This window comes from Mesorhizobium sp. M1312, assembly GCF_040318115.1.
In the GTDB taxonomy this organism is placed as follows: domain Bacteria; phylum Pseudomonadota; class Alphaproteobacteria; order Rhizobiales; family Rhizobiaceae; genus Mesorhizobium.
In genome coordinates this window covers 83,469-103,159 of the sequence record NZ_JAMYLQ010000014.1, presented here as the reverse complement: position 1 = coordinate 103,159, position 19,691 = coordinate 83,469, and the positions used below count along the sequence as shown (strand labels likewise).

The following is a 19,691-nucleotide window of genomic DNA, read 5'->3' as shown; positions in this document are numbered from 1 at the left end:
TCTTCCTGAATCGACGTTCGGGGAAAGCTTCGATCAGAGACTCGAATTGCCTGAACCGGCCGTTCAGAGGGTTACTGCACTCCGCGCAACTGTCACTTCTTGCTCGGATCGTCCGCCGGATTGACGTAGGTGATCGCGAACGGCCCGTCGCCATGAACCTGGATAATCGTGTCGCTCGTCGTCCAGGCGAAGTGATTCATCCCTGCGGCGCGACGCCGAAGCCGCCAGCAGGCAGTTCGGTGCCTTTCGCCTCGTCGAACTTATCGCCCATCCCAATGTGAAAGTTACCGGAAAGCACCGTTAGATATTCCGAGGTGGGATGATTGTGTGCGGCAATTTTGTAGCCGGCGGGCATCTTCAATCGGAGCACAAAGCTGCCATCCTTTGAGGGATCTCCAGACGAACGATGACCGGGTAAAACCCGCTAAATTCTCTCCTTCACCCCATGACGCAACGCGTTTGGGGTCCCGGGAATGCGGAAACGGTTCCCGCCCGGCATGATCAAGCGCCTCAAGCAATGGAACAAGGGTGCTGGGCAACCGGAGGTCCACGCCAAGATCCAGCACACCGTGTAAATACCGGCGATTGTCTTCAGACCGGATCAATTGCCGTACGGCGTTTGCAACAGACTGCCCTTGTCCTGTGTCAAACTCTGCCATGTTCGGGATTCCAGTAACTTTAGTCCGAAACTCAGCCGCCGCGAAAGAGTTCCAGGTGGAAACGATCTTGTTTGAATCTTTGTGGGTGATTGGCCCCTCGCTGGCGAGGGGATTGCCGCTGGCCGGGTCGCCGCAGCTATGCTGTGGATTTTTCGGCACGGCGCTGATTTGCGCCACGGACCTGCCGCCAAGGCGGTTTTTGTACCAGTTCCTCTGCACAGAGGATTCGGTTCTTAGACTGAGCCTGAAAGCGGCTGTGGACGGTCGTCGGCCGGCCTCCAGCCGCCATCTCTGACGCTGGCGATTGGGCATAAGTCACCACGACTTCGTCATCCCAGGGCGGAGCAAGGAGCGAAGCGACGCGGCGCAGACCCTGGGATCCATTCCGTTACCTCAGCCGAAGAATGCAGCGGCTCAGAACGGCGCTTGCATCCGCAACTGCGCTCGCACTTCACCAGCCGCTACGGCGTGCAGCGTCTGGTCTGGTGCGAAGAACATTTCGACATTCGCGATGCTATCCAGCGCGAGAAGTCGCTGAAGCGTTGGCCGCGCCAATGGAAGATCGAGCTGATCGAGAAAACCAATCCAGAGTGGTTCGAGCTTTTTCGCGGAACGGGGTGGTAGCGTTCTGTTCTAGTCCGCTGGAGCACTGCCGCGAGGTAACGGCATGGATCCCAGGGTCTGCGCCGCGTCGCTTCGCTCCTTGCTCCGCCCTCGGATGACGAAGTGGAGGGGTGTTTCGGCTAATCTCGAAGGTCTGCGACCTGCCCACTGAAATTGGCCGCTGAAGGGACTGTGGACGTTCGCGGCCGATCGGCCCCACCTGTCAAATTACTGTGTCGCGGAACTAGGTTTCAGGGCCGTCAATGGACATTGAGGCAGGCTTCAGTTTTTAAGCCGCATGTCGTTTCTTGCGGCGCAGCGACAAAGCGTGCTTCCAGTGTGAGATTTTTTCGATGACAGAGATGGGCTTGACGGCCTTTGGCTGGCGTCTGAAAAGGACTGGCCTGCGGACGTGGCGGAATTGGTAGACGCAAGGGACTTAAAATCCCTCGATCTCTGATCGTACGGGTTCGATTCCCGTCGTCCGCACCATGTTGAAATGAAACATCAATTTGGCTTTCTTGCCGGGAATCGGAGCTCTGCTGCAAGGTGGCAGACAATTTCATCTTTGCTGCTGACAGCGCATCCTGGCGGCGGCGCCTGGAGGTAAGGTTGCGAAAGATTAGCGTCTAGCGCCGTTCCGCCTACCAGCCCAAAGGGATTATCTGGGATAGCCCGGCGATGTCGCCATAGATCATCGAACCTTTGACGAGAAAACACTTGTCACCGAGGACTTCGAACAGTGAGCTTGACGCGGTGCAAACCGGCAGGCTCTTCGAATTGGCGTAGGTCCCGAGGGTCGCGGTTTCGACCTTACGGTCCTTGGCTTCCGCATAGCGGACAGTGATCGCGAGGATAGCGATAGCAATGAGAGTCGTCTTGCTCATATTTAGCCCCTAGAGCCAGCGGGCTTCTTGGGCAGCAAAAAACCGGGTTGCCGCCCTTGGCGTTGCCATAGGTGACGCAGGGTAAGTCGCGCCATGGATCAAGGTAGCAGCGGCCCATGATGAGCTTCATCCATCGATTGGATGAAGCGGGCTCATACAATTAGCTAGCGCTTGACTAAGGCGTCTGCCGCTCCAACCGTATTAAGCACCATAAATGCTAGCATCCAGGCCGTGGCAAGAATGCGGGATTGGGCTTTGCCAAGCAGCGGCGCCATCGCGCTGGTTCTGCTTCGAGCACCGCGCCGGCTCAAATCAGGCCCGGATCGGGTTCAGCTTCAGGTGCTGGATGAGGATGATCGTCTTTGCGTCGACAATGCTGCCGTCGTAAATGCCGGCCAGCGCCTCGTCGAGCGGCATTTCCAGGACCTCGATATCTTCGCCTTCTCCCGGCGCGCCGCCGCCGTCGGAGATGCGGTCGGTCGGCGAATAGCGCGCGACGAAAAACCAAAGCCGCTCGGTTACGCTGCCGGGGCTCATATAGGGCGAAAACAGCCGTTCGACGTCCTTCAGCCTGTAGCCGAGTTCCTCTTCCGCCTCCTTGCGGATGCAGGTTTCCGGATCGTGTTCATCGAGCAGACCGGCGCAGGCCTCGATCAGCGGCTCGCGATGGCCGGTGACGTAGGCTGGGTAGCGGAACTGCCGCACGAGCAGAACCGTCGAGCGCTCGGGGTCGTAGGGCAGGATCACCGCCCCGTCGCCGCGATCGTAGGTCTGGCGGATCTGCGTCTCCCATTTTCCGTCGCGCCGGCGATAATCGAGGACTGTCTTTTTCAGGACTGCCCAGTCGTCGGAAAGGACTTCCTCCGAGCGGATGCGAATGCGGTCTTCCATGGTGAACTCCGTGCTGCCGGCGCGAGCCGTAACCGCGAACCGGCATTTGCGCAATCCCGACAGCAATTGGTCCAGAGGCGCGCTTCACCGCCTCGTGTATGGCGCAGGCGCAAACCACCGCCTAAATAGCGACAGCCCTCCCCGGAGTTTTCTGATGACCACGTCCCTCTTCCATCCGATCACGCTTGACGGCCTCACCTTTCCCAACCGCATTGCGGTGGCGCCTATGTGCCAGTATTCCGCCGATGACGGTTCCGCCAGCGACTGGCACCTGTACCACTGGATGAACCTGGCGATGTCCGGCGCCGGCATGGTCACCGTCGAGATGACCGACGTCGAGCGGCGGGGCCGCATCTCGCATGGCTGCCTTGGCCTTTATTCCGACGACAACGAGGCGGCCGCCCGGCGCGCGCTGGATGCCGCCAAGCGCGTCGCCGCGCCAGGCACCAAATTCGGCACGCAGCTTGCCCATGCTGGCCGCAAGGCCTCCAACCAGAAACCTTGGGAAGGCGGCGGGCCGCTCAAGGCCGATCAGGACCCGTGGCCGATCGTGTCCGCCTCGGCAATCGCCTACGACACGGGCTGGCAGGTGCCGCGGGCGTTGGAGGACGAGGAAATCCTGCACATCATCGAGCGCTTCGGCGAGGCGGCAAGACGGGCCGAACGGGCCGGCTTCGATTTCATCGAATTGCACGCAGCACACGGCTATCTGATCTTCCAATTCCTGTCGCCGCTTTCCAACCAGCGCACCGACCGCTGGGGCGGCTCGCTGGAAAACCGCATGCGTTTTGTCGTCGAGATCGCCAAGGCGGTGAGGAAGGCAGTGCCCAAGCTGATGCTTGGGGCGCGCCTGTCGGTCAAGGAATGGGTCGATGGCGGCTTCGATGTCGAGGACGCGATCGAAGTGGCCAAGACGCTGAAGGCAGCGGGCGTCGCCTATCTCTGCTGCTCGAGCGGCGGCAATTCGCCCCTGCAGAAGCTGCCGACAGGCCGGGGCTACCAGGTGCATCTGGCGGAAGCCGTGCGCAACGGCGCCGGCATCCCGACGCGGGCCGTCGGCCTGATCGACGACCCGAAGCAGGCCGAGGCGATCGTCTCCGAGGGCCGTGCCGACATGGTGGCTCTGGCCCGCGCCTTCCTCGCCGATCCGCGCTGGGCGTGGCGCGCCGCCGCCACCTTCGGCGAGACGATCCACCCGGCGCCGCAGCTTGCCCGCTCGGTGACGACGATGCAGCACTGGATGAAGGCGGCGGGCTGACCGCCCGTTTCCATGACTGCGACCCCAATAGCCGCAGCGTTGAGACATTTACGCGGAGGGGCGTGCAACCAAATCGGCCGCCCCGCGTTGCCGGCGATGATGGACAACAAGCCTTTCGAAAAGCCAGTCGTGGTCGAACTCGGCCATGTCGGCAAATACCGTGAGATCCGCAGCACCCAGGAAGCAGCGGAGTGCCTGATGACGGTCTGGCCACTCAATCGTGGTCCTCGGCATCGCGATGCTCTCGACACTTGCCTAAAAGTGCTGGAGGGTTATCGTTCGACAGCGGATGCACGCCGGGCATTGGTCGAAGCCGCGAAGGAATCGGACGTGCTGGTTCCCGACGAGAGATTGCCCCAAGGCAAACTGCCTCAAGGCAAACTGCCCCAAGGCAAGTTGCATTGAGCAGACTGAGCTTTTTCCACTGGAGGATTCATGGCGAAGCTGACCTACAAGATCGTCGAGCATGACGGGGGTTGGGCTTACAAGGTCGGCGAGACATTTTCGGAGACGTTCCCTACTCACGAGGACGCGCTGCGCGCCGCCGAGATAGCTTCGGCCGAACAGCAGGTCGCCGGCACCACGGACGGCATCCAGTACGAGGACGCCGACGGTAAATGGCACGATGAGCTCGCCGACGGCCGGGACCGGCCGCAAACCGAAGTTTCCGACTAGGCAGGCGTCGTTGCTGATGGCTTCGCGCATCTCTGGTTTTAAGAGCTGGGGCTTGACAAAGCATCCCCCTGCTATGATCCCGGACGTGGCGAATTTCAGTCCGTGCCGGGGACGCCCACAATCACGAGCAACAAAGAAGAGTGCTTGCGGCGCAGCCGCTTTACAGGCAGGCTTGGTAGCGCTACCGTTTCATCATCGCGCGTGACCAGGGAGGAGCTTGGGAGCTGCCGCGGCCAGTTAAGCAGCGGTTTCCTTCGAAGACGTCGCAGGAAGCATTCGGGAGGAAATCGATGGCGTCTGTCGCGATTGGCGATGTTTACAAATCATTCGGAACGGTCGAAATTCTCCACGGCGTCAGCGTCGACATCGACGACGGCGAGTTCGTCACGCTGGTCGGGCCGTCGGGCTGCGGAAAATCGACCCTTCTCAGGATGATCGCCGGCCTGGAAAAGATTTCACGCGGCCAGATCGCGATTGGCGACCGTATCGTCAACAACGTTGCGCCAAAAGAACGCGACGTCGCCATGGTCTTCCAAAACTATGCGCTCTACCCGCACATGACCGTCGCCGAGAACATGGCGTTCTCGCTCATGCTGAAGGGTGTTTCGAAAGCCGAAAGCGCTGCCAGCGTTAAGCGCGCCGCCGAAATCCTGGGACTGGTGCCGTTGCTGGAGCGCTATCCCCGGCAGCTTTCCGGCGGCCAGCGCCAGCGCGTCGCCATGGGCCGGGCGATCGTGCGCGATCCGGCGGTCTTCCTGTTCGACGAGCCGCTGTCCAATCTCGACGCCAAGCTCAGGGTGCAGATGCGCGCCGAGATCAAGGAACTGCACCAGCGGCTGAAGACCACGACGGTCTACGTCACCCACGACCAGATCGAGGCGATGACCATGGCCGACAAGATCGTCGTCATGCATGACGGCCTGGTCGAGCAGATCGGGCCGCCATTGGAACTCTACGACCGGCCGAACAATCTCTTCGTCGCCAGCTTTATCGGCTCGCCCGCCATGAACATGCTGAGGGGCGAAATCGCAACCGATGGCGGCTCACCGTCCTTTCGAGGCTCCGGGGGGATTTCAATCCCATTGGCTGCAGCACCTACCATCGGCAATGGCGATCCCGTGGTGCTGGGAATACGGCCCGAGCATCTGCAGCTGTCCGACGGCCAAGGTATTCCGGTCACCGTCGCGGTGGTCGAGCCGACCGGATCGGAAGTGCAGCTCATCGGCCGGACGGCCGGCGGCGAAGAGATCGTCGCCAATTTCCGCGAGCGCCATTCCTTCACGCCGGGCGAAACCGTCTGGCTTACGGCCGAGCCGGGCCTCATTCATCTCTTTCATGGCGAAACCGGGCAGCGCTTCGAAATGCGCACCCGGCAGTAAGAACCACGGCAAGGACATAAACAGGAGGAGACGAGCATGAAATTCACCAGACGTGACGTGATCCGCACGACCGCCGGCGTGGCGGCGGGAGCCTTGGGAAGCCGGTTCGTCGGCTCTCCCGCCTTTGCCCAGGAGGGGTTGACCTACAAGCCCGAGGACGGCGCAAAGCTGCGGATGCTGCGCTGGTCGCCATTCGTACAGGGTGATGAGGATCAATGGCTGGCCAACACCAAGCGGTTCACCGAGGCGACAGGCGTCGAGGTCCGTGTCGACAAGGAAAGCTGGGAGGACATTCGCCCCAAGGCGGCGGTCGCCGCCAATGTCGGCTCTGGTCCAGATCTCATGTTGGTCTGGTTCGACGACCCGCATCAATATCCAGACAAGCTGCACGACGTGTCGGAACTGGGTGAGTATCTCGGCACGAAATACGGCGGCTGGCACGACGGACCAAAGCAGTATGCGACGCGCGAGGGAAAATTCCTCGGCCTGCCTCTGGCCACCATCGGCAACGCCATCGTCTATCGTGAAAGCTGGGTGAAGGAGGCTGGCTTCTCGGAATTTCCGAAGGACACGGCAGGCTTCCTCGAGCTTTGCAAGGCCTTGCAGGCGAAGGGGCATCCGGCCGGCTTCACGCACGGTCATGGCGTCGGCGACGGCAACAACTATGCGCACTGGCTGCTTTGGAGCCATGGCGGCCAGATGGTCGACGAGAGCGGAAAGGTGACGATCAACAGCCCCGAGACGCTCAAGGCGATCGAATACGCGCAGGAACTCTACAAGACCTTCATCCCCGGCACCGAAAGCTGGCTCGACGTGAACAACAACCGCGCCTTCCTGGCCGGCGAACTGGGCGTCATCGCCAACGGCATTTCCGTGTATAACACGGCCAAGACCAACAAGGACAATGATCCGAAACTGACTGAAATCGCCAAGGACATGCGCACGACCAGCCTGCCGATCGGTCCCGTCGGGAAATCGGTCGAGCTGTTCCAGGTGACCACGGCCGTGATCTTCGACTACACGCCCTACCCGAACGCGGCCAAAGCCTATCTGCAGTTCATGTTCGAGGAACAGCAAATGGCGGAGTGGATCACTTCCTCGGCCGGCTACTGCTGCCAGACACTCAAGGCCTTCGACAACAATCCGGTGTGGACGGCCGACCCGAACAATGCCGCTTACGCCAAGGCCTCGGCGACGCTGCGTCCCAACGGCTATGCCGGGCCGCTCGGCTACGCCTCGGCGGCGACTATGGCCGATTATGTCCTGGTCGACATGTTCGCCAAGGCGGTGACCGGCCAGGCCACGCCGCAGGAGGCGATGGAAGAGGCGGAGAAACGCGCCAACCGGTACTATCGCGTTTAAAAACAGCCGAGCCGGGCAGCCGCGACCGCGCTGCCCGGTCTGGTTCCCAGAATCGTGTGGCGGCCTCTCAGGCCACCATGCCAGCAGACCTTATGAGGAGCCGTCCTATGGCCGTGTCGTCCGCTGCCGTTCAGCCGCGTCCGTCGATCCTGTCGCGGAGCCTGTCGCTCCTGGCCGACAGCCGGAACGCGCTTGGCTTCGGCTTCATGCTGCCGGCGGCAGCGCTGCTGCTGGTCTTCCTCACCTATCCGTTGGGGCTCGGTATCTGGCTCGGCTTCACCGATGCCCGGATCGGCCGCCCCGGTATCTTCATAGGCATCGAAAACTACCAATATCTGTCGGATGACGCCGTCTTCTGGCTCTCCGTATTCAACACCTTGCTCTACACGATAAGTGCCTCGATCCTGAAGTTCGCGCTCGGCCTCTGGCTGGCGCTTATCCTCAATCAGAACCTTCCCTTCAAATCGTTCTTCCGCGCGATCGTCCTGCTACCGTGGGTGGTGCCGACGGTGCTGTCGGCCATCGCCTTCTGGTGGATATACGACTCGCAGTTCTCCATCCTGTCCTGGGCGCTTATGGAAATGGGCCTGATCGACCATCGCATCAATTTCCTCGGCGATCCGGAGAACGCGCGCGCTTCGGTGATCGCGGCCAATGTGTGGCGCGGCATTCCGTTCGTCGCCATCACGCTGCTAGCCGGCTTGCAGACGATTCCGCAGTCGCTTTACGAGGCCGCCACGCTCGACGGCGCTAGCCGCTGGCAATTGTTCCGTTTTGTGACGCTGCCGCTGCTGACGCCGATCATCGCCATCACCATGACGTTTTCGGTGCTGTTCACCTTCACCGATTTCCAGCTGATCTATGTGCTGACCCGCGGCGGACCGGTCAATGCCACCCATTTGATGGCGACATTGTCGTTTCAGCGCGGCATTTCGGGAGGTCAGCTTGGCGAGGGCGCCGCCATCGCGGTCGCCATGATCCCGTTCCTGCTTGCGGCGATCCTGTTCAGCTATTTCGGCTTGCAACGCCGCAAATGGCAGCAGGGCGGCGGAGACTGACATGGCTACGATCAAGAGGGCCACGACCAAAAAAACGAAACGTCCGGAACTCGACGAAGGCGGCATGGGCTACCTTCAGAGCCTGCCGCGGCGCGTGGTGACGGTCTATCTGCCGTTGCTGGTGTTCGTCATCGTGCTGTTGTTCCCGTTCTACTGGATGACGATCACGGCGATTAAGCCCAATCACGAGATGACCGACTACGCCAATTTCAATCCGTTCTGGGTCGTGCATCCGACATTCCAGCACATCCGCTATCTCTTGTTCGACACGTCCTATCCGGGCTGGCTGCTCAACACGATCATCATCTCGACCGCCGCCACGTTCCTGTCGCTGCTGGCTGCGGTGTTCGCGGCCTATGCGATCGAACGGCTGAGGTTTTCGGGGGCGCGGCAGGTCGGGCTCGCGATCTTCCTCGCCTATCTCGTGCCGCCGTCGATCCTGTTCATCCCGCTGTCGGTGATGGTGTTCAACCTTGGGCTTTACGACACGCCCTTCGCGCTCATTCTCACCTACCCGACCTTCCTGATCCCGTTCTGCACCTGGCTGCTGATGGGTTACTTCCGCTCGATCCCGTTCGAACTGGAAGAATGCGCGCTCATTGACGGGGCGAGCCGATGGCAGATCCTCACCAAGATCGTGCTGCCGCTGTCGGTGCCCGGCCTGATCTCGGCCGGCATATTCGCATTCACCCTGTCATGGAACGAATTCATCTACGCCCTGACGTTCATCCAGTCGTCCGAAAACAAGACCGTGCCGGTCGGGGTGCTTACGGAGCTTGTCCGTTCCGACGTCTATGAGTGGGGAGCGCTGATGGCCGGAGCCCTGATCGGCTCGCTGCCGGTGGTCGTGCTTTATTCGTTCTTTGTCGAGCACTACGTGTCCTCGATGACCGGTGCGGTGAAGGAATAGCGCCTGTGGGCGCGCACCTTCTCCCTTCTCCCCTTGTTTTGTGGGAGAAAGGAAGAGCCGCACCAGTGCGCGCCAATATCCTGGCGCATTGCCGCAGGCCATCCGCCGCGCTATCTCAGGCGACCCTGTCTGCCTAGGCGACTTTTTTGCCGGAGCCTCCCATGTCCGAAATCGTCACCGCCGCCATGCTCGTCATCGGCGACGAGATTCTGTCCGGCCGCACCAAGGACAAGAATGTCGGCCACCTCGCCGACATCATGACGGCGATCGGCATAGACCTGAAGGAGGTGCGCATCGTTCCCGACGAGGAAGACGAGATCGTCGCCGCAGTGAATGCCCTGCGCACCCGCTACACCTATGTCTTCACGACCGGCGGCATCGGCCCGACACATGACGACATCACCGCGGATGCGATTGCCAAGGCCTTCGGCGTGCCCTGCGAATACGAGGCCAAGGCCTATGCCATGCTGGAAGCGAGCTACGCCGCGCGCGGCATCGAATATACCGAGGCTCGCAAGCGCATGGCGCGGATGCCGCGCGGTGCCGACCATATCGACAATCCAGTGTCCATCGCGCCTGGCTTCCGCATCGGCAACGTCCATGTCATGGCCGGCGTGCCGGCGATTTTCCAGGCGATGCTCGACAATGTGGTGCCGACGCTGAAGGCCGGCACCAAAATGCTGTCGGCCACGGTGCACTGTCCGTTCGGCGAAGGCCTGGTCGGCGGACCGCTGGGCGACATCCAGAAGGCGCATACGGATACGATCATCGGGTCCTACCCGAAATATGGCGACGGCAAGTTCTGGACGGAGCTGGTCGTCCGTGCCCGCAGCCAGGAAGCGCTGGACGCCGCCCGCGCCGATGTCGAAGCGATGGTCGCAGGCCTTGCCAGCGCGGCGACCTGATCTAAAGCGCGTCGCGTCTGAGAGGATTCATGCGACGCGCTTTAGGTTCTTTTTTATGCATGTCGTTATCCCAACCGCTGCGCACTTTTGGGCGACATGCATTAGCCGGAACCAAGCATGGTGCTGTAACGTTTCATGCGGAGTTTCGATCGCCGTAAATTGAGGGGTTACCATGCGATTTAAGACCATCGTCGCCATACTGCAGAACGAACAGGACGCGGAGCGCGTGCTCGAATGCGCCATTCCGCTTGCCGACAGGTTCGAGAGCCATCTCATCGGCATTCACGCCGAAGCGCTTCCCGTCCCCTACACCTCGGCCACCGGCTTTCCCGACACCGAGTTCCTGCAGGTTTCGGCCGACATGAACAAGGAGCGTGCTGAAAAATTGCGGGCGGTTTTCCTCCGGCATATCGAGGATTCCGGCCTGTCCTTCGAGTGGCGCAGCCTCGAGAGCTTTTCCGGAGACAGCGCGCTGACCGGCATCCCAACCGTCCGCACCGCGGACTTGATCATCGCCGCGCAGCGCGAGTCGGGCGGCGATCCGAGCGCCGATGTCGACACGCTGGTCTACGACGCCGGCCGGCCGGTGCTGGTCGTGCCGCACTCGGGCCCGCTCATCACCAGCTTCAAGCACGTGCTGCTCGCCTGGAACGGCAGCAAGGAAGCCGCACGCGCCGCCTTCGACGCCCTGCCCTTCATCACCGAGGCCGAGAAGACTGATATTGTCGTCATCGACCCGCCGGATACGCTCGACGAGGCCCCGGAGGCGGCCGGCGCCGAAATCGCCGCCGCCCTGTCCAGGCATGGCGCTACGGTCAGCGTCTCGGTGCTGCAATCGGGCGGCCACTCGGTCGACGAGGTGATCCAGACCAGGGTCGCCGAGACCGGCGCCGACCTGCTCGTGCTCGGCGCCTACAGCCATTCCTGGCTGCGCCAGGTTCTGTTCGGCGGGGTCACGCGCACGGTGCTGCGCACGTTGCCCGTGGCAGCCTTCCTGTCGCGGTAAGTCCACAAGGGCTAAGTCCACAGGATCGCCTGCCGCCGCCCTTGCCAACGCCTAGGCTTTCCAGTTAATTCCGCGCGCATTCCTTCAAGTGTCTGCGCGCGGTTTTTCGCGCGCTGCGGAGTGCATGCAAAAATGTCCCTTCCCGAAAAGGCCTTTCCCGTCTCCTGGGATCAGTTCCACCGCGACGCGCGTGCGCTTGCCTGGCGGCTGGCCGGCGCCAACAAAGGCCAATGGAAGGCGATCGTCTGCATCACGCGCGGCGGCCTGGTTCCGGCCGCCATCATCTCGCGTGAACTCGGCATCCGGGTCATCGAGACGGTTTGCGTCGCCTCCTATCACGACTACACCAGCCAAGGGCAACTGCAGGTGCTGAAGGAGGTCACGCCGGCACTGCTTGCCGATGACGGCGCCGGCGTGCTGATCATCGACGACCTTACCGACACCGGCAAGACCGCGGGCATCGTGCGCGCCATGATGCCCAGGGCGCATTTCGCCACCGTCTACGCCAAGCCGAAAGGCAGGCCGCTGGTCGACACCTTCGTCACCGAGGTCAGCCAGGACACCTGGATCTATTTTCCGTGGGACATGGGCTTCACCTACCAGAAGCCGATCGCCGACGACCACGCCGGCTGATTCGCGGTAACCGCTTTTTCTCCCGTAACATGCCGGCGCGCCTTCTTGCCGGGAGCACTTCTTGAAAGAGTGCCGCGGCGCACGATATTTCCTGAATCGACGCCCCTTGGCGTGGTTAACCCGTGCGTATGAGGTTTTTTACTTTTATGGCTTATGATTAGCCGTAAGATTCACGAGACGGCAAGTGATTCTGGAGGCTGGGGCAAGCTTCTCCGATGTTGACGACGCCAGCAACGCACAACCATTTGGCCGAAAGGGTCCAGCGACTCTTCGGCACAGCGCCGTGCCGCCTGCAGGTTGCAGCATTGCCCTGGCGCGATACCGGGCATGGCGTCGAGATCATGCTGATCACCAGCCGCGATACCGGCCGCTGGGTGCTTCCCAAGGGCTGGCCAGAGGCCAAGGAACTGCTTTGCGAAGCGGCGGCGCGCGAGGCCGGCGAGGAAGCCGGACTGCGCGGCACGATCTCCCACCACGAGGCCGGCCGCTACTTCTATGCCAAGGCTTTGGCTTCCGGCGAGGAAGTGCCTTGTGAAGTCCTGGTATTTCCGCTGCAGGTCGACAAGATCGCCGACCGGTGGAAGGAAAAGCGGTCGCGCATCCGCAAATGGGTCAGCCCCACTGAAGCCGTGCGCATGGTCAACGAGCCGGACCTTGGCCAGATTATCGCCTATTTCTGTGCCGACCCGCACCAGTTCTCCTGAGCAAGCACAGGCGCATCGGCCAAAGCCGCGCACCTGCCGCGCATCGCCCGACGATGTTCTTTGGCGAAGAGAATCGATTTGGCCACTCCAGCTTGGGATGCGTGTCGCGGCCGATTACCTGCGCGTAGGCAAATCGAAATCCCCTGGGCCACTTTCTATCCCCGTTATCCACAAATGTGACACACAAGATGTTGGGGTCACAAAAGCGGCACAAACGAATCCTTGACGGCGCAAAACGAGTCGCCTTTTATAGGCCATGCGCTCCTGTTGAGAGTGCGACCGGAAAGTTCTGAGCCCGGTCTTTTTCCCGGATTACGTGCGTTTTGGCCGCATTTCCGCCTGTTTACGAGGCCGGCGGAAGCGTTGGGGTTGTGGGGTCTTTGGGGACGAAAGGGAAAAATGTCGGACTGGATTAAATTGTCTGTTAATACTATATTTAGTGTTTGCAGATAGGTTCGACGCTAGATAGTGTGAAAGTCCCTCGTTTGAGGGAGTCGCAAAAAAGTTTCAGTTTTGAGGGACCCGCAGGGTTCGTCGGCGCGTTGGACGGCTACTTCGCAAGGAGTTCGACCAGCGGGGCGGGCGGAGCCTGTGAAAAGGAGCCGGCCGTTTTCGAACGCCGGCAGACGGCGGACATGCGCGTTTCGCAAAGGGGGCAGAAATCCCCTGGGAAAGGCGCTATATATAGACAAGCAAGGGATAGGACCAATGCGCATCGAGCGTCGTTTCACCAAGCAGGGGCAGTCGGCTTATGCGGAGATCGAATTCCGCAAGGCACTTTCGGAGATCAAGAATCCGGATGGCTCGGTGGTGTTCCGCTTGGACAATATCGATGTGCCGGCACAGTTCAGCCAGGTTGCCGCCGACATCCTGGCGCAGAAATATTTCCGCAAGGCCGGCGTGCCGGCTCGGCTGAAGAAGGTAGAGGAGAATGACGTCCCCTCCTTCCTGTGGCGCTCCGTTGCCGACGAGGCCAAATTGGCAAAACTGCCCGAGGCCGAGCGCTACGGCTCCGAGATCGACGCCCGCCAGGTCTTCGACCGCCTCGCCGGCACCTGGACCTATTGGGGCTGGAAGGGCGGCTACTTCAAATCGGAGGAAGACGCGCGCGCCTTCTGCGACGAGCTCGCCTATATGCTGGCCACCCAGCGCGTCGCGCCGAACTCGCCGCAGTGGTTCAACACCGGCCTGCACTGGGCCTATGGCATCGACGGCCCGAGCCAGGGCCACTTCTATGTCGACCCGTTCACCGGCAAGCTGACCAAGTCGAAATCTTCCTACGAGCATCCTCAGCCGCATGCCTGCTTCATCCAGGGCGTGCAGGACGATCTCGTCAACGAAGGCGGCATCATGGACCTGTGGGTGCGTGAAGCACGCCTGTTCAAATACGGCTCCGGCACCGGCTCCAACTTCTCGTTCCTGCGCGGCGAAGGCGAAAAGCTGTCCGGCGGCGGCCGCTCGTCCGGCCTGATGAGCTTCCTCAAGATCGGCGACCGCGCGGCGGGCGCCATCAAGTCGGGCGGCACGACGCGTCGCGCCGCAAAGATGGTCATCGTCGACGCCGACCATCCCGATATCGAGGAATTCATCGACTGGAAGGTCAATGAGGAGCAAAAGGTTGCCTCGCTGGTCACCGGCTCCAAGATCGTCAAGAAGCACCTCGAAGCGATCATGAAGGCCTGCATCAACTGCGAAGGCCAGGACGACGATTGCTTCGACCCGGCGATCAACACAGCGCTGAAGCGCGAGATCAAGGCAGCCAAGAAGGACGGGGTGCCGGAGAACTACATCTACCGCGTCATCCAGTTCGCCAAGCAGGGCTACACCTCGATGTCGTTCAAGACCTACGACACCGACTGGGATTCGGACGCCTACCTCACCGTTTCGGGCCAGAACTCCAACAATTCGGTCTCGCTGAAGGACGATTTCCTGCGCGCCGTCGAAGAGGATGCCGACTGGCACCTCACCGCCCGCAAGGACGGCAAGGTGCTGAAGACGCTGAAGGCCAGGGATCTGTGGGAAAAGATCGGGTATGCCGCCTGGGCGTCGGCTGATCCGGGCCTGCACTTCAACACGACGATGAACGACTGGCACACCTGCGCCTCGGCCGGTGCGATCCGGGCGTCCAACCCGTGCTCGGAATACATGTTCCTCGACGACACCGCCTGCAACCTGGCCTCGATCAACCTGCTGCCCTATCGCAACGCCGACGGCACCATCGATATCGCTGCCTACGAGCATACGGTTCGGCTGTGGACCATGGTGCTGGAAATTTCCGTCATGATGGCGCAATTCCCGTCGAAGGAGATCGCCAAGCTCTCCTACGAATACCGCACGCTAGGCCTCGGCTACGCCAATATTGGCGGCCTGCTGATGACCTCGGGCATTCCCTATGATTCCGACGAGGGCCGCGCCATCTGCGCCGCACTCACCGCTGTTATGACCGGTACGGCCTATGCCACCTCGGCTGAAATGGCCGCCGAGCTCGGCGCCTTCCCCGACTACGACCGCAATGCGCAGAACATGCTGCGTGTCATGCGCAACCATCGCCGAGCCGCCTATGGCGACAGGGACGGCTACGAAAAACTCGCCGTCAACCCGGTGCCTCTGGTCGCCTCCGACCTGAAGCAGCCGGAGCTTGCCGTCCATGCCAAGGCTGCCTGGGACCGCGCCATCGAGCTCGGCGAAGAGCATGGCTATCGCAATGCGCAGGCAACCGTGATCGCGCCGACCGGCACGATCGGCCTGGTCATGGATTGCGACACCACCGGCATCGAGCCCGACTTCGCGCTGGTGAAATTCAAGAAGCTGGCCGGCGGCGGCTATTTCAAGATCATCAACCGCGCCGTCCCTGAAGCCCTGCGCACGCTCGGCTATTCGGAAGCGCAGATTGCCGAGATCGAGGCCTATGCGGTCGGCCACGGCAATCTGAACCAGGCACCTGCCGTCAACCCCGGCTCGCTCAAGGCAAAAGGTTTTACCGACGACAAGATCGCGGCACTTAACGCAGCGTTGAAATCGGCCTTCGACATCAAGTTCGTCTTCAACCAGTGGACGCTGGGTGCGGACTGGGTGAAGGAGACGTTTGGCTTCACCGACGAGCAGCTCAACGATTTCTCGTTCGAGATGCTGCCGGCGCTCGGCTTCTCCAGGAAAGACATCGAGGCCGCTAACATCCATGTCTGCGGTGCGATGACGCTGGAAGGCGCGCCGTTCCTGAAGGCCGAACATCTGCCGGTGTTCGACTGCGCCAGCCCGTGCGGCAAGATCGGTAAGCGTTCGCTGTCGATCAACAGCCACATCCAGATGATGGCGGCGGCGCAGCCCTTCATCTCCGGCGCCATTTCCAAGACCATCAACATGCCGAACGACGCGACGGTGGAAGACGCCAAGGGCGCCTACATGCTGTCGTGGAAACTGGCGCTGAAGGCCAACGCGCTCTATCGCGACGGCTCGAAGCTCTCGCAGCCGCTCAACGCCTCGCTGCTTGCCGACGTCGAAGACGACGAGGACGATGCCGTCGAACAGCTGATCGCGGCCCCGGCTTCACAGCGCGCCGTGCAGGTGACCGAAAAAATCGTCGAGCGCGTCGTGGAGCGCCTTTATCGCGACCGGGAAAAGCTGCCGAACCGCCGCAAAGGCTATACCCAGAAAGCGGTCGTCGGCGGCCACAAGGTCTATCTGCGCACCGGCGAATTCGATGACGGTCGTCTTGGCGAAATCTTCATCGACATGCACAAGGAAGGTGCGGCCTTCCGGGCGATGATGAACAACTTCGCCATCGCCATCTCGCTCGGCCTGCAATATGGCGTGCCGCTCGAGGAATATGTCGAAGCCTTCACCTTCACCAAGTTCGAACCAGCCGGCATGGTGCAGGGCAACGACGCGATCAAGAACGCGACGTCGATCCTCGACTATGTGTTCCGCGAGCTTGCGGTTTCCTATCTTGCGCGCCACGATCTCGCCCATGTCGACCAGTCGGATTTCGACAAGACCGCACTTGGCCGCGGCATCAACGAAGGCAAGGCGACGCCGTTCTCGAAGGGGCTGACCCGCGGCGCCTCGCCGGTCAAGCTGGTGTCGGGCATGGGGGCCGAACCCAAGGGATTCGGGGGTTCAAGTCCCTCTCCCGCCCCCACTCGCTCGGCGCCGACGGCGTTCTCAGGCTCCAATGTGCTGGCGCTGAAGCCGGCCAGCGACGAAGCGATCGCCTACAAGCGTGATTATGAGGAGCGGGCGAAGGAACTGGTCGAGGATATCATTTACGAGGAGGCAACCGACCCGACTGGGCTGTTTACCGACGATGCCGCGAAAGAAGCGGCCGAGGCCAAGGCGCTTGCCGCTACAAGGCGTCAGCAATCCTTGATGCAGGGCTACACCGGCAACGAATGCTCCGAATGCCACAACTTCACCATGGTGCGGAACGGGACATGTGAGAAGTGCGATACCTGTGGGGCTACGAGCGGGTGCAGCTAAGATAGATGCCACCTCGGCTTACGGTCCGCGAAGTCATTCGCCTGCTGAAACCGACGGCTGGTATCTGGTTGCAACCAAAGGCAAGTCATCGCCAATATAAGCATGAAATCAAAGCCGGCCGCGTCACCGTGGCCGGCAAGCCGTCTGAAGAGGTTGCACCGGGAACACTGAACAGCATCCTCAAGCAGTCCGGTTTAAAGGAGTGACCATATGCGTTACGCGGTGGTGATCGAAAAGGCCGGCGATAATTTTTCCGCTTACGTGTCGGATCTACCCGGCTGCGTCGCGACCGGCGCGACGGTGCCTGAGGTGGAAACCGAAATTCGCGACGCTATACGCTTTCATATAGAAGGCTTGCGTGCCGATGGGCTGGATGTGCCCAAAGGTGTCAGCCTTGCGGAATATGTAGAGGCATAAATGCCGCGCCTTCCCCTCTCCCCTTGTGGGAGAAGGTGGCCGAGCGAAGCTCGGTCGGATGAGGGGTGCTCCAGCTTGGCATCGCAAGCGCTCCGTCCAACACCCCTCTTCCGTCTCGGCGCTGCGCGCCGATCCACCTTCTCCCACAAGGGGAGAAGGCAGGACTGCGCTACTGCCACGGTTGCAAACTCTCATCGCGGACATAAGCGATGATGGTGTCGCAAACGGCGTTCAAATCCCGTAGCACGTCGTCGTTCCAGAAGCGCAGTACGCGAAAACCCCTCGCCTGCAGTTCGGCGTCTCGCTCGCGGTCGTAGTTCGAATCCGCATGCTGGCTCTGCCGTCGATCTCGACGATCAGCCCGGCCTCGGGGCAAACGAAATCGGCGATGAATTTGCCGACAGGAACCTGACGCCGGAATTTGATTCGATCGAGCCTGCGTCCGCGCAGCTCCTGCCACAGGCGGTCTTCCGCCTCCGTTGGCTCATGCCGAAGAGAACGGGCAAAACGACGTTTGGCGGGAGCGACGGGCTGAGGCGGCATCGGGCGAGATTAACCAGCCTTGGCGCTCCGTCCAACACCATCGTCACGCAAATCGCTGACATTCGAGATTGGCCAAGCGCGGAATGCCGCGCCTTCCCTTCTCCCCCTGTGGGAGAAGGTGGCCGCGAAGCGGCCGGATGAGGGGTGTTCCAGCTTGGCACCGACAGTGCTCCGTTCAGCACCCCTCAACCGTCTTGGCGCTGCGCGCCAATCCACCTTCTCCACAGGGGGAGAAGGAAAGAACCACCCTCAGTTCACGGCGCTGATGTTGCCCAAGCGGAGAAACAGCGTTTCGCCGGAAGAATCATCGACGCCGTCGTTGTCGGTGGCGACGAAGATGTCGCCGTTCTTCTTGGTATCGATCTTGTCGAGCGTGACCGAGCCTGCGGAGAAGTGCGTGACGATCGCGCCGGTTTCGGCGTTGACGATGGCGATGTGGTTGTTTTCCTGCAGCGTGACCGCTATCTCGCCGGCCTCGTTGAAGGCGACGAATTCCGGCTCCGGATCTTCCGCCGCCATCTCGTCAATGCCCGCCAGGTTCACGCTCTTCATCGTCGCGCAACCAGGCTGGCCTTCGGCAAGCCTGAAAATCTTGAGGTCGCCCGCCGGCATCTGCGGGATTCCTCCGTCGTTCAGCTCTTCGTCACGCTCATTCTCGATGGCGATGGCCAGGAACTTGCCCTCCTTGCTCAGCGCCAGCGAGTCCGGCTGGCCGCCGAGGTCGCAGGTGCTTTCGATCGCCTTGGAGGCAAGGTCGATGACGGTGAGGTTGCCCGACGGCTTGGCTTTGCTCTCCGACGTGTTGACGCCGGCCAGCACCTTGCCGCCGATGACAACGACCGAGGTCGGCTCGCCGTCGATCTTGACGATGCCGCCGGCCTTGGGCGCCTTGGGATCGGCGATGTCGATGAAGCCGACCGCGCCGAGCGGGCTGTCGGAATAGACCAGCGTCATGCCGTCTGCGCTCGCCGTGATGATCTCGGACGACGTCGGCGTGGTCTTCTCGACGTCCGCCGGGAGGTTTCCGGCGACTGCGAAGCTCGCGACCCGGTTGAACATCATGTCGGCATGGGCCGGCAGCGAGACGGAGGCAGCAAGCGCTGCCGTCAGGACGAAAAGCGCGAAATGGCGGGGCACGGGTGGCGTCTCCTGTTCGAATGGAAGCCACCTGCTTGGGGGAACGACATTTCAAAGCGAGGACGGATCGATGACACTTCCGCGGCAGGCGGTTAGGGTCCGTCGATATTGACCTCATGCTGGCCTGCAATGGCGGCTTTCTGCGGCCGCGATCAGCACCCGCAGGCGCGAGCAGCGAGAAGTTCCAG

General features: G+C 61.5%; 19 protein-coding genes, 1 tRNA gene and 2 pseudogenes. 16 read left to right on the top strand and 6 right to left on the bottom strand.

The genetic code is table 11. From position 1 onward, the window contains the following. Nucleotides 1-196 precede the first annotated feature (196 nt). On the bottom strand, nucleotides 197-355 hold the full coding sequence (locus NKH36_RS17965) for a cupin domain-containing protein (RefSeq protein ID WP_352962531.1): 159 nt from the start codon (nucleotides 353-355) through the stop codon (nucleotides 197-199). 682 nt (nucleotides 356-1,037) lie between these two features. On the opposite strand from NKH36_RS17965, the gene NKH36_RS17960 reads away from it, so the two are divergent. Next, nucleotides 1,038-1,283 (top strand): GIY-YIG nuclease family protein, encoded by a 246-nt coding sequence (locus NKH36_RS17960; protein WP_502912064.1) that lies wholly within the window; start codon nucleotides 1,038-1,040, stop codon nucleotides 1,281-1,283. A 385-nt stretch (nucleotides 1,284-1,668) separates the two neighbouring features. Further along, a tRNA-Leu gene (locus NKH36_RS17955) sits at nucleotides 1,669-1,754 on the top strand. A gap of 152 nt (nucleotides 1,755-1,906) precedes the next feature. Here the strand turns inward: NKH36_RS17955 and NKH36_RS17950 are convergent. Beyond that, entirely contained in the window at nucleotides 1,907-2,149 is a 243-nt protein-coding gene (locus NKH36_RS17950) for a hypothetical protein (protein WP_352962534.1), read from the bottom strand. A 312-nt stretch (nucleotides 2,150-2,461) separates the two neighbouring features. Beyond that, nucleotides 2,462-3,040 (bottom strand): NUDIX domain-containing protein, encoded by a 579-nt coding sequence (locus tag NKH36_RS17945; RefSeq protein ID WP_352962537.1) that lies wholly within the window; start codon nucleotides 3,038-3,040, stop codon nucleotides 2,462-2,464. 154 nt (nucleotides 3,041-3,194) lie between these two features. Between NKH36_RS17945 and NKH36_RS17940 the strand changes: the two genes are divergently transcribed. From NKH36_RS17940 to NKH36_RS17875, 14 genes are all read left to right on the top strand, one after another. Beyond that, entirely contained in the window at nucleotides 3,195-4,298 is a 1,104-nt protein-coding gene (locus tag NKH36_RS17940) for an NADH:flavin oxidoreductase/NADH oxidase (protein ID WP_352962540.1), read from the top strand. A gap of 96 nt (nucleotides 4,299-4,394) precedes the next feature. Beyond that, entirely contained in the window at nucleotides 4,395-4,703 is a 309-nt protein-coding gene (locus NKH36_RS17935) for a DUF982 domain-containing protein (RefSeq protein ID WP_352962543.1), read from the top strand. Nucleotides 4,704-4,733: 30 nt separating this feature from the next. Then, the gene (locus NKH36_RS17930) at nucleotides 4,734-4,973 is read left to right on the top strand and encodes a DUF2188 domain-containing protein (RefSeq protein WP_077371423.1); all 240 of its coding nucleotides are present in this window, start codon (nucleotides 4,734-4,736) and stop codon (nucleotides 4,971-4,973) included. A 290-nt stretch (nucleotides 4,974-5,263) separates the two neighbouring features. Then, on the top strand, nucleotides 5,264-6,352 hold the full coding sequence (locus tag NKH36_RS17925) for an ABC transporter ATP-binding protein (protein WP_352962546.1): 1,089 nt from the start codon (nucleotides 5,264-5,266) through the stop codon (nucleotides 6,350-6,352). Between the two features lie 36 nt (nucleotides 6,353-6,388). Continuing rightward, a complete protein-coding gene (locus NKH36_RS17920; protein ID WP_352962549.1) occupies nucleotides 6,389-7,714 on the top strand; it encodes an ABC transporter substrate-binding protein in 1,326 nt (441 codons plus the stop codon). 206 nt (nucleotides 7,715-7,920) lie between these two features. Beyond that, nucleotides 7,921-8,772, top strand: a complete 852-nt coding sequence (locus NKH36_RS17915) for a carbohydrate ABC transporter permease (RefSeq protein WP_370463494.1) — start codon at nucleotides 7,921-7,923, stop codon at nucleotides 8,770-8,772. Nucleotide 8,773: 1 nt separating this feature from the next. Beyond that, nucleotides 8,774-9,682 (top strand): carbohydrate ABC transporter permease, encoded by a 909-nt coding sequence (locus tag NKH36_RS17910; protein ID WP_352962553.1) that lies wholly within the window; start codon nucleotides 8,774-8,776, stop codon nucleotides 9,680-9,682. Between the two features lie 161 nt (nucleotides 9,683-9,843). Then, entirely contained in the window at nucleotides 9,844-10,587 is a 744-nt protein-coding gene (locus NKH36_RS17905; RefSeq protein ID WP_352962556.1) for a competence/damage-inducible protein A, read from the top strand. 172 nt (nucleotides 10,588-10,759) lie between these two features. Beyond that, the gene (locus NKH36_RS17900) at nucleotides 10,760-11,593 is read left to right on the top strand and encodes a universal stress protein (RefSeq protein ID WP_352962559.1); all 834 of its coding nucleotides are present in this window, start codon (nucleotides 10,760-10,762) and stop codon (nucleotides 11,591-11,593) included. A 132-nt stretch (nucleotides 11,594-11,725) separates the two neighbouring features. Continuing rightward, nucleotides 11,726-12,226, top strand: a complete 501-nt coding sequence (gene gpt / locus NKH36_RS17895; RefSeq protein ID WP_352954604.1) for a xanthine phosphoribosyltransferase — start codon at nucleotides 11,726-11,728, stop codon at nucleotides 12,224-12,226. 215 nt (nucleotides 12,227-12,441) lie between these two features. Next, a complete protein-coding gene (locus tag NKH36_RS17890) occupies nucleotides 12,442-12,930 on the top strand; it encodes an NUDIX hydrolase (protein ID WP_352962562.1) in 489 nt (162 codons plus the stop codon). A gap of 708 nt (nucleotides 12,931-13,638) precedes the next feature. After that, nucleotides 13,639-17,406 (top strand): vitamin B12-dependent ribonucleotide reductase, encoded by a 3,768-nt coding sequence (locus tag NKH36_RS17885; RefSeq protein ID WP_352962565.1) that lies wholly within the window; start codon nucleotides 13,639-13,641, stop codon nucleotides 17,404-17,406. A 5-nt stretch (nucleotides 17,407-17,411) separates the two neighbouring features. Next, nucleotides 17,412-17,612 (top strand): type II toxin-antitoxin system HicA family toxin, encoded by a 201-nt coding sequence (locus NKH36_RS17880; protein WP_352962568.1) that lies wholly within the window; start codon nucleotides 17,412-17,414, stop codon nucleotides 17,610-17,612. A gap of 4 nt (nucleotides 17,613-17,616) precedes the next feature. After that, the gene (locus tag NKH36_RS17875) at nucleotides 17,617-17,823 is read left to right on the top strand and encodes a type II toxin-antitoxin system HicB family antitoxin (protein ID WP_352962571.1); all 207 of its coding nucleotides are present in this window, start codon (nucleotides 17,617-17,619) and stop codon (nucleotides 17,821-17,823) included. Nucleotides 17,824-17,992: 169 nt separating this feature from the next. On the opposite strand, the gene NKH36_RS17870 is transcribed toward NKH36_RS17875, so the two are convergent. From NKH36_RS17870 to NKH36_RS17865, 3 genes and pseudogenes are all read right to left on the bottom strand, one after another. Beyond that, nucleotides 17,993-18,283: an endonuclease domain-containing protein gene (locus NKH36_RS17870; RefSeq protein ID WP_502912063.1), complete on the bottom strand. Its 291-nt coding sequence runs from the start codon at nucleotides 18,281-18,283 to the stop codon at nucleotides 17,993-17,995. Continuing rightward, nucleotides 18,223-18,366, bottom strand: a pseudogene (locus NKH36_RS34855) (DUF559 domain-containing protein); the annotation flags it as partial. The pseudogene NKH36_RS34855 and the gene NKH36_RS17870, both read right to left, overlap by 61 nt. Nucleotides 18,367-18,672: 306 nt before the next feature. Beyond that, a pseudogene (locus tag NKH36_RS17865) lies at nucleotides 18,673-19,503 on the bottom strand (choice-of-anchor I domain-containing protein); the annotation flags it as partial. Between the last annotated feature and the right edge of the window lie 188 nt (nucleotides 19,504-19,691).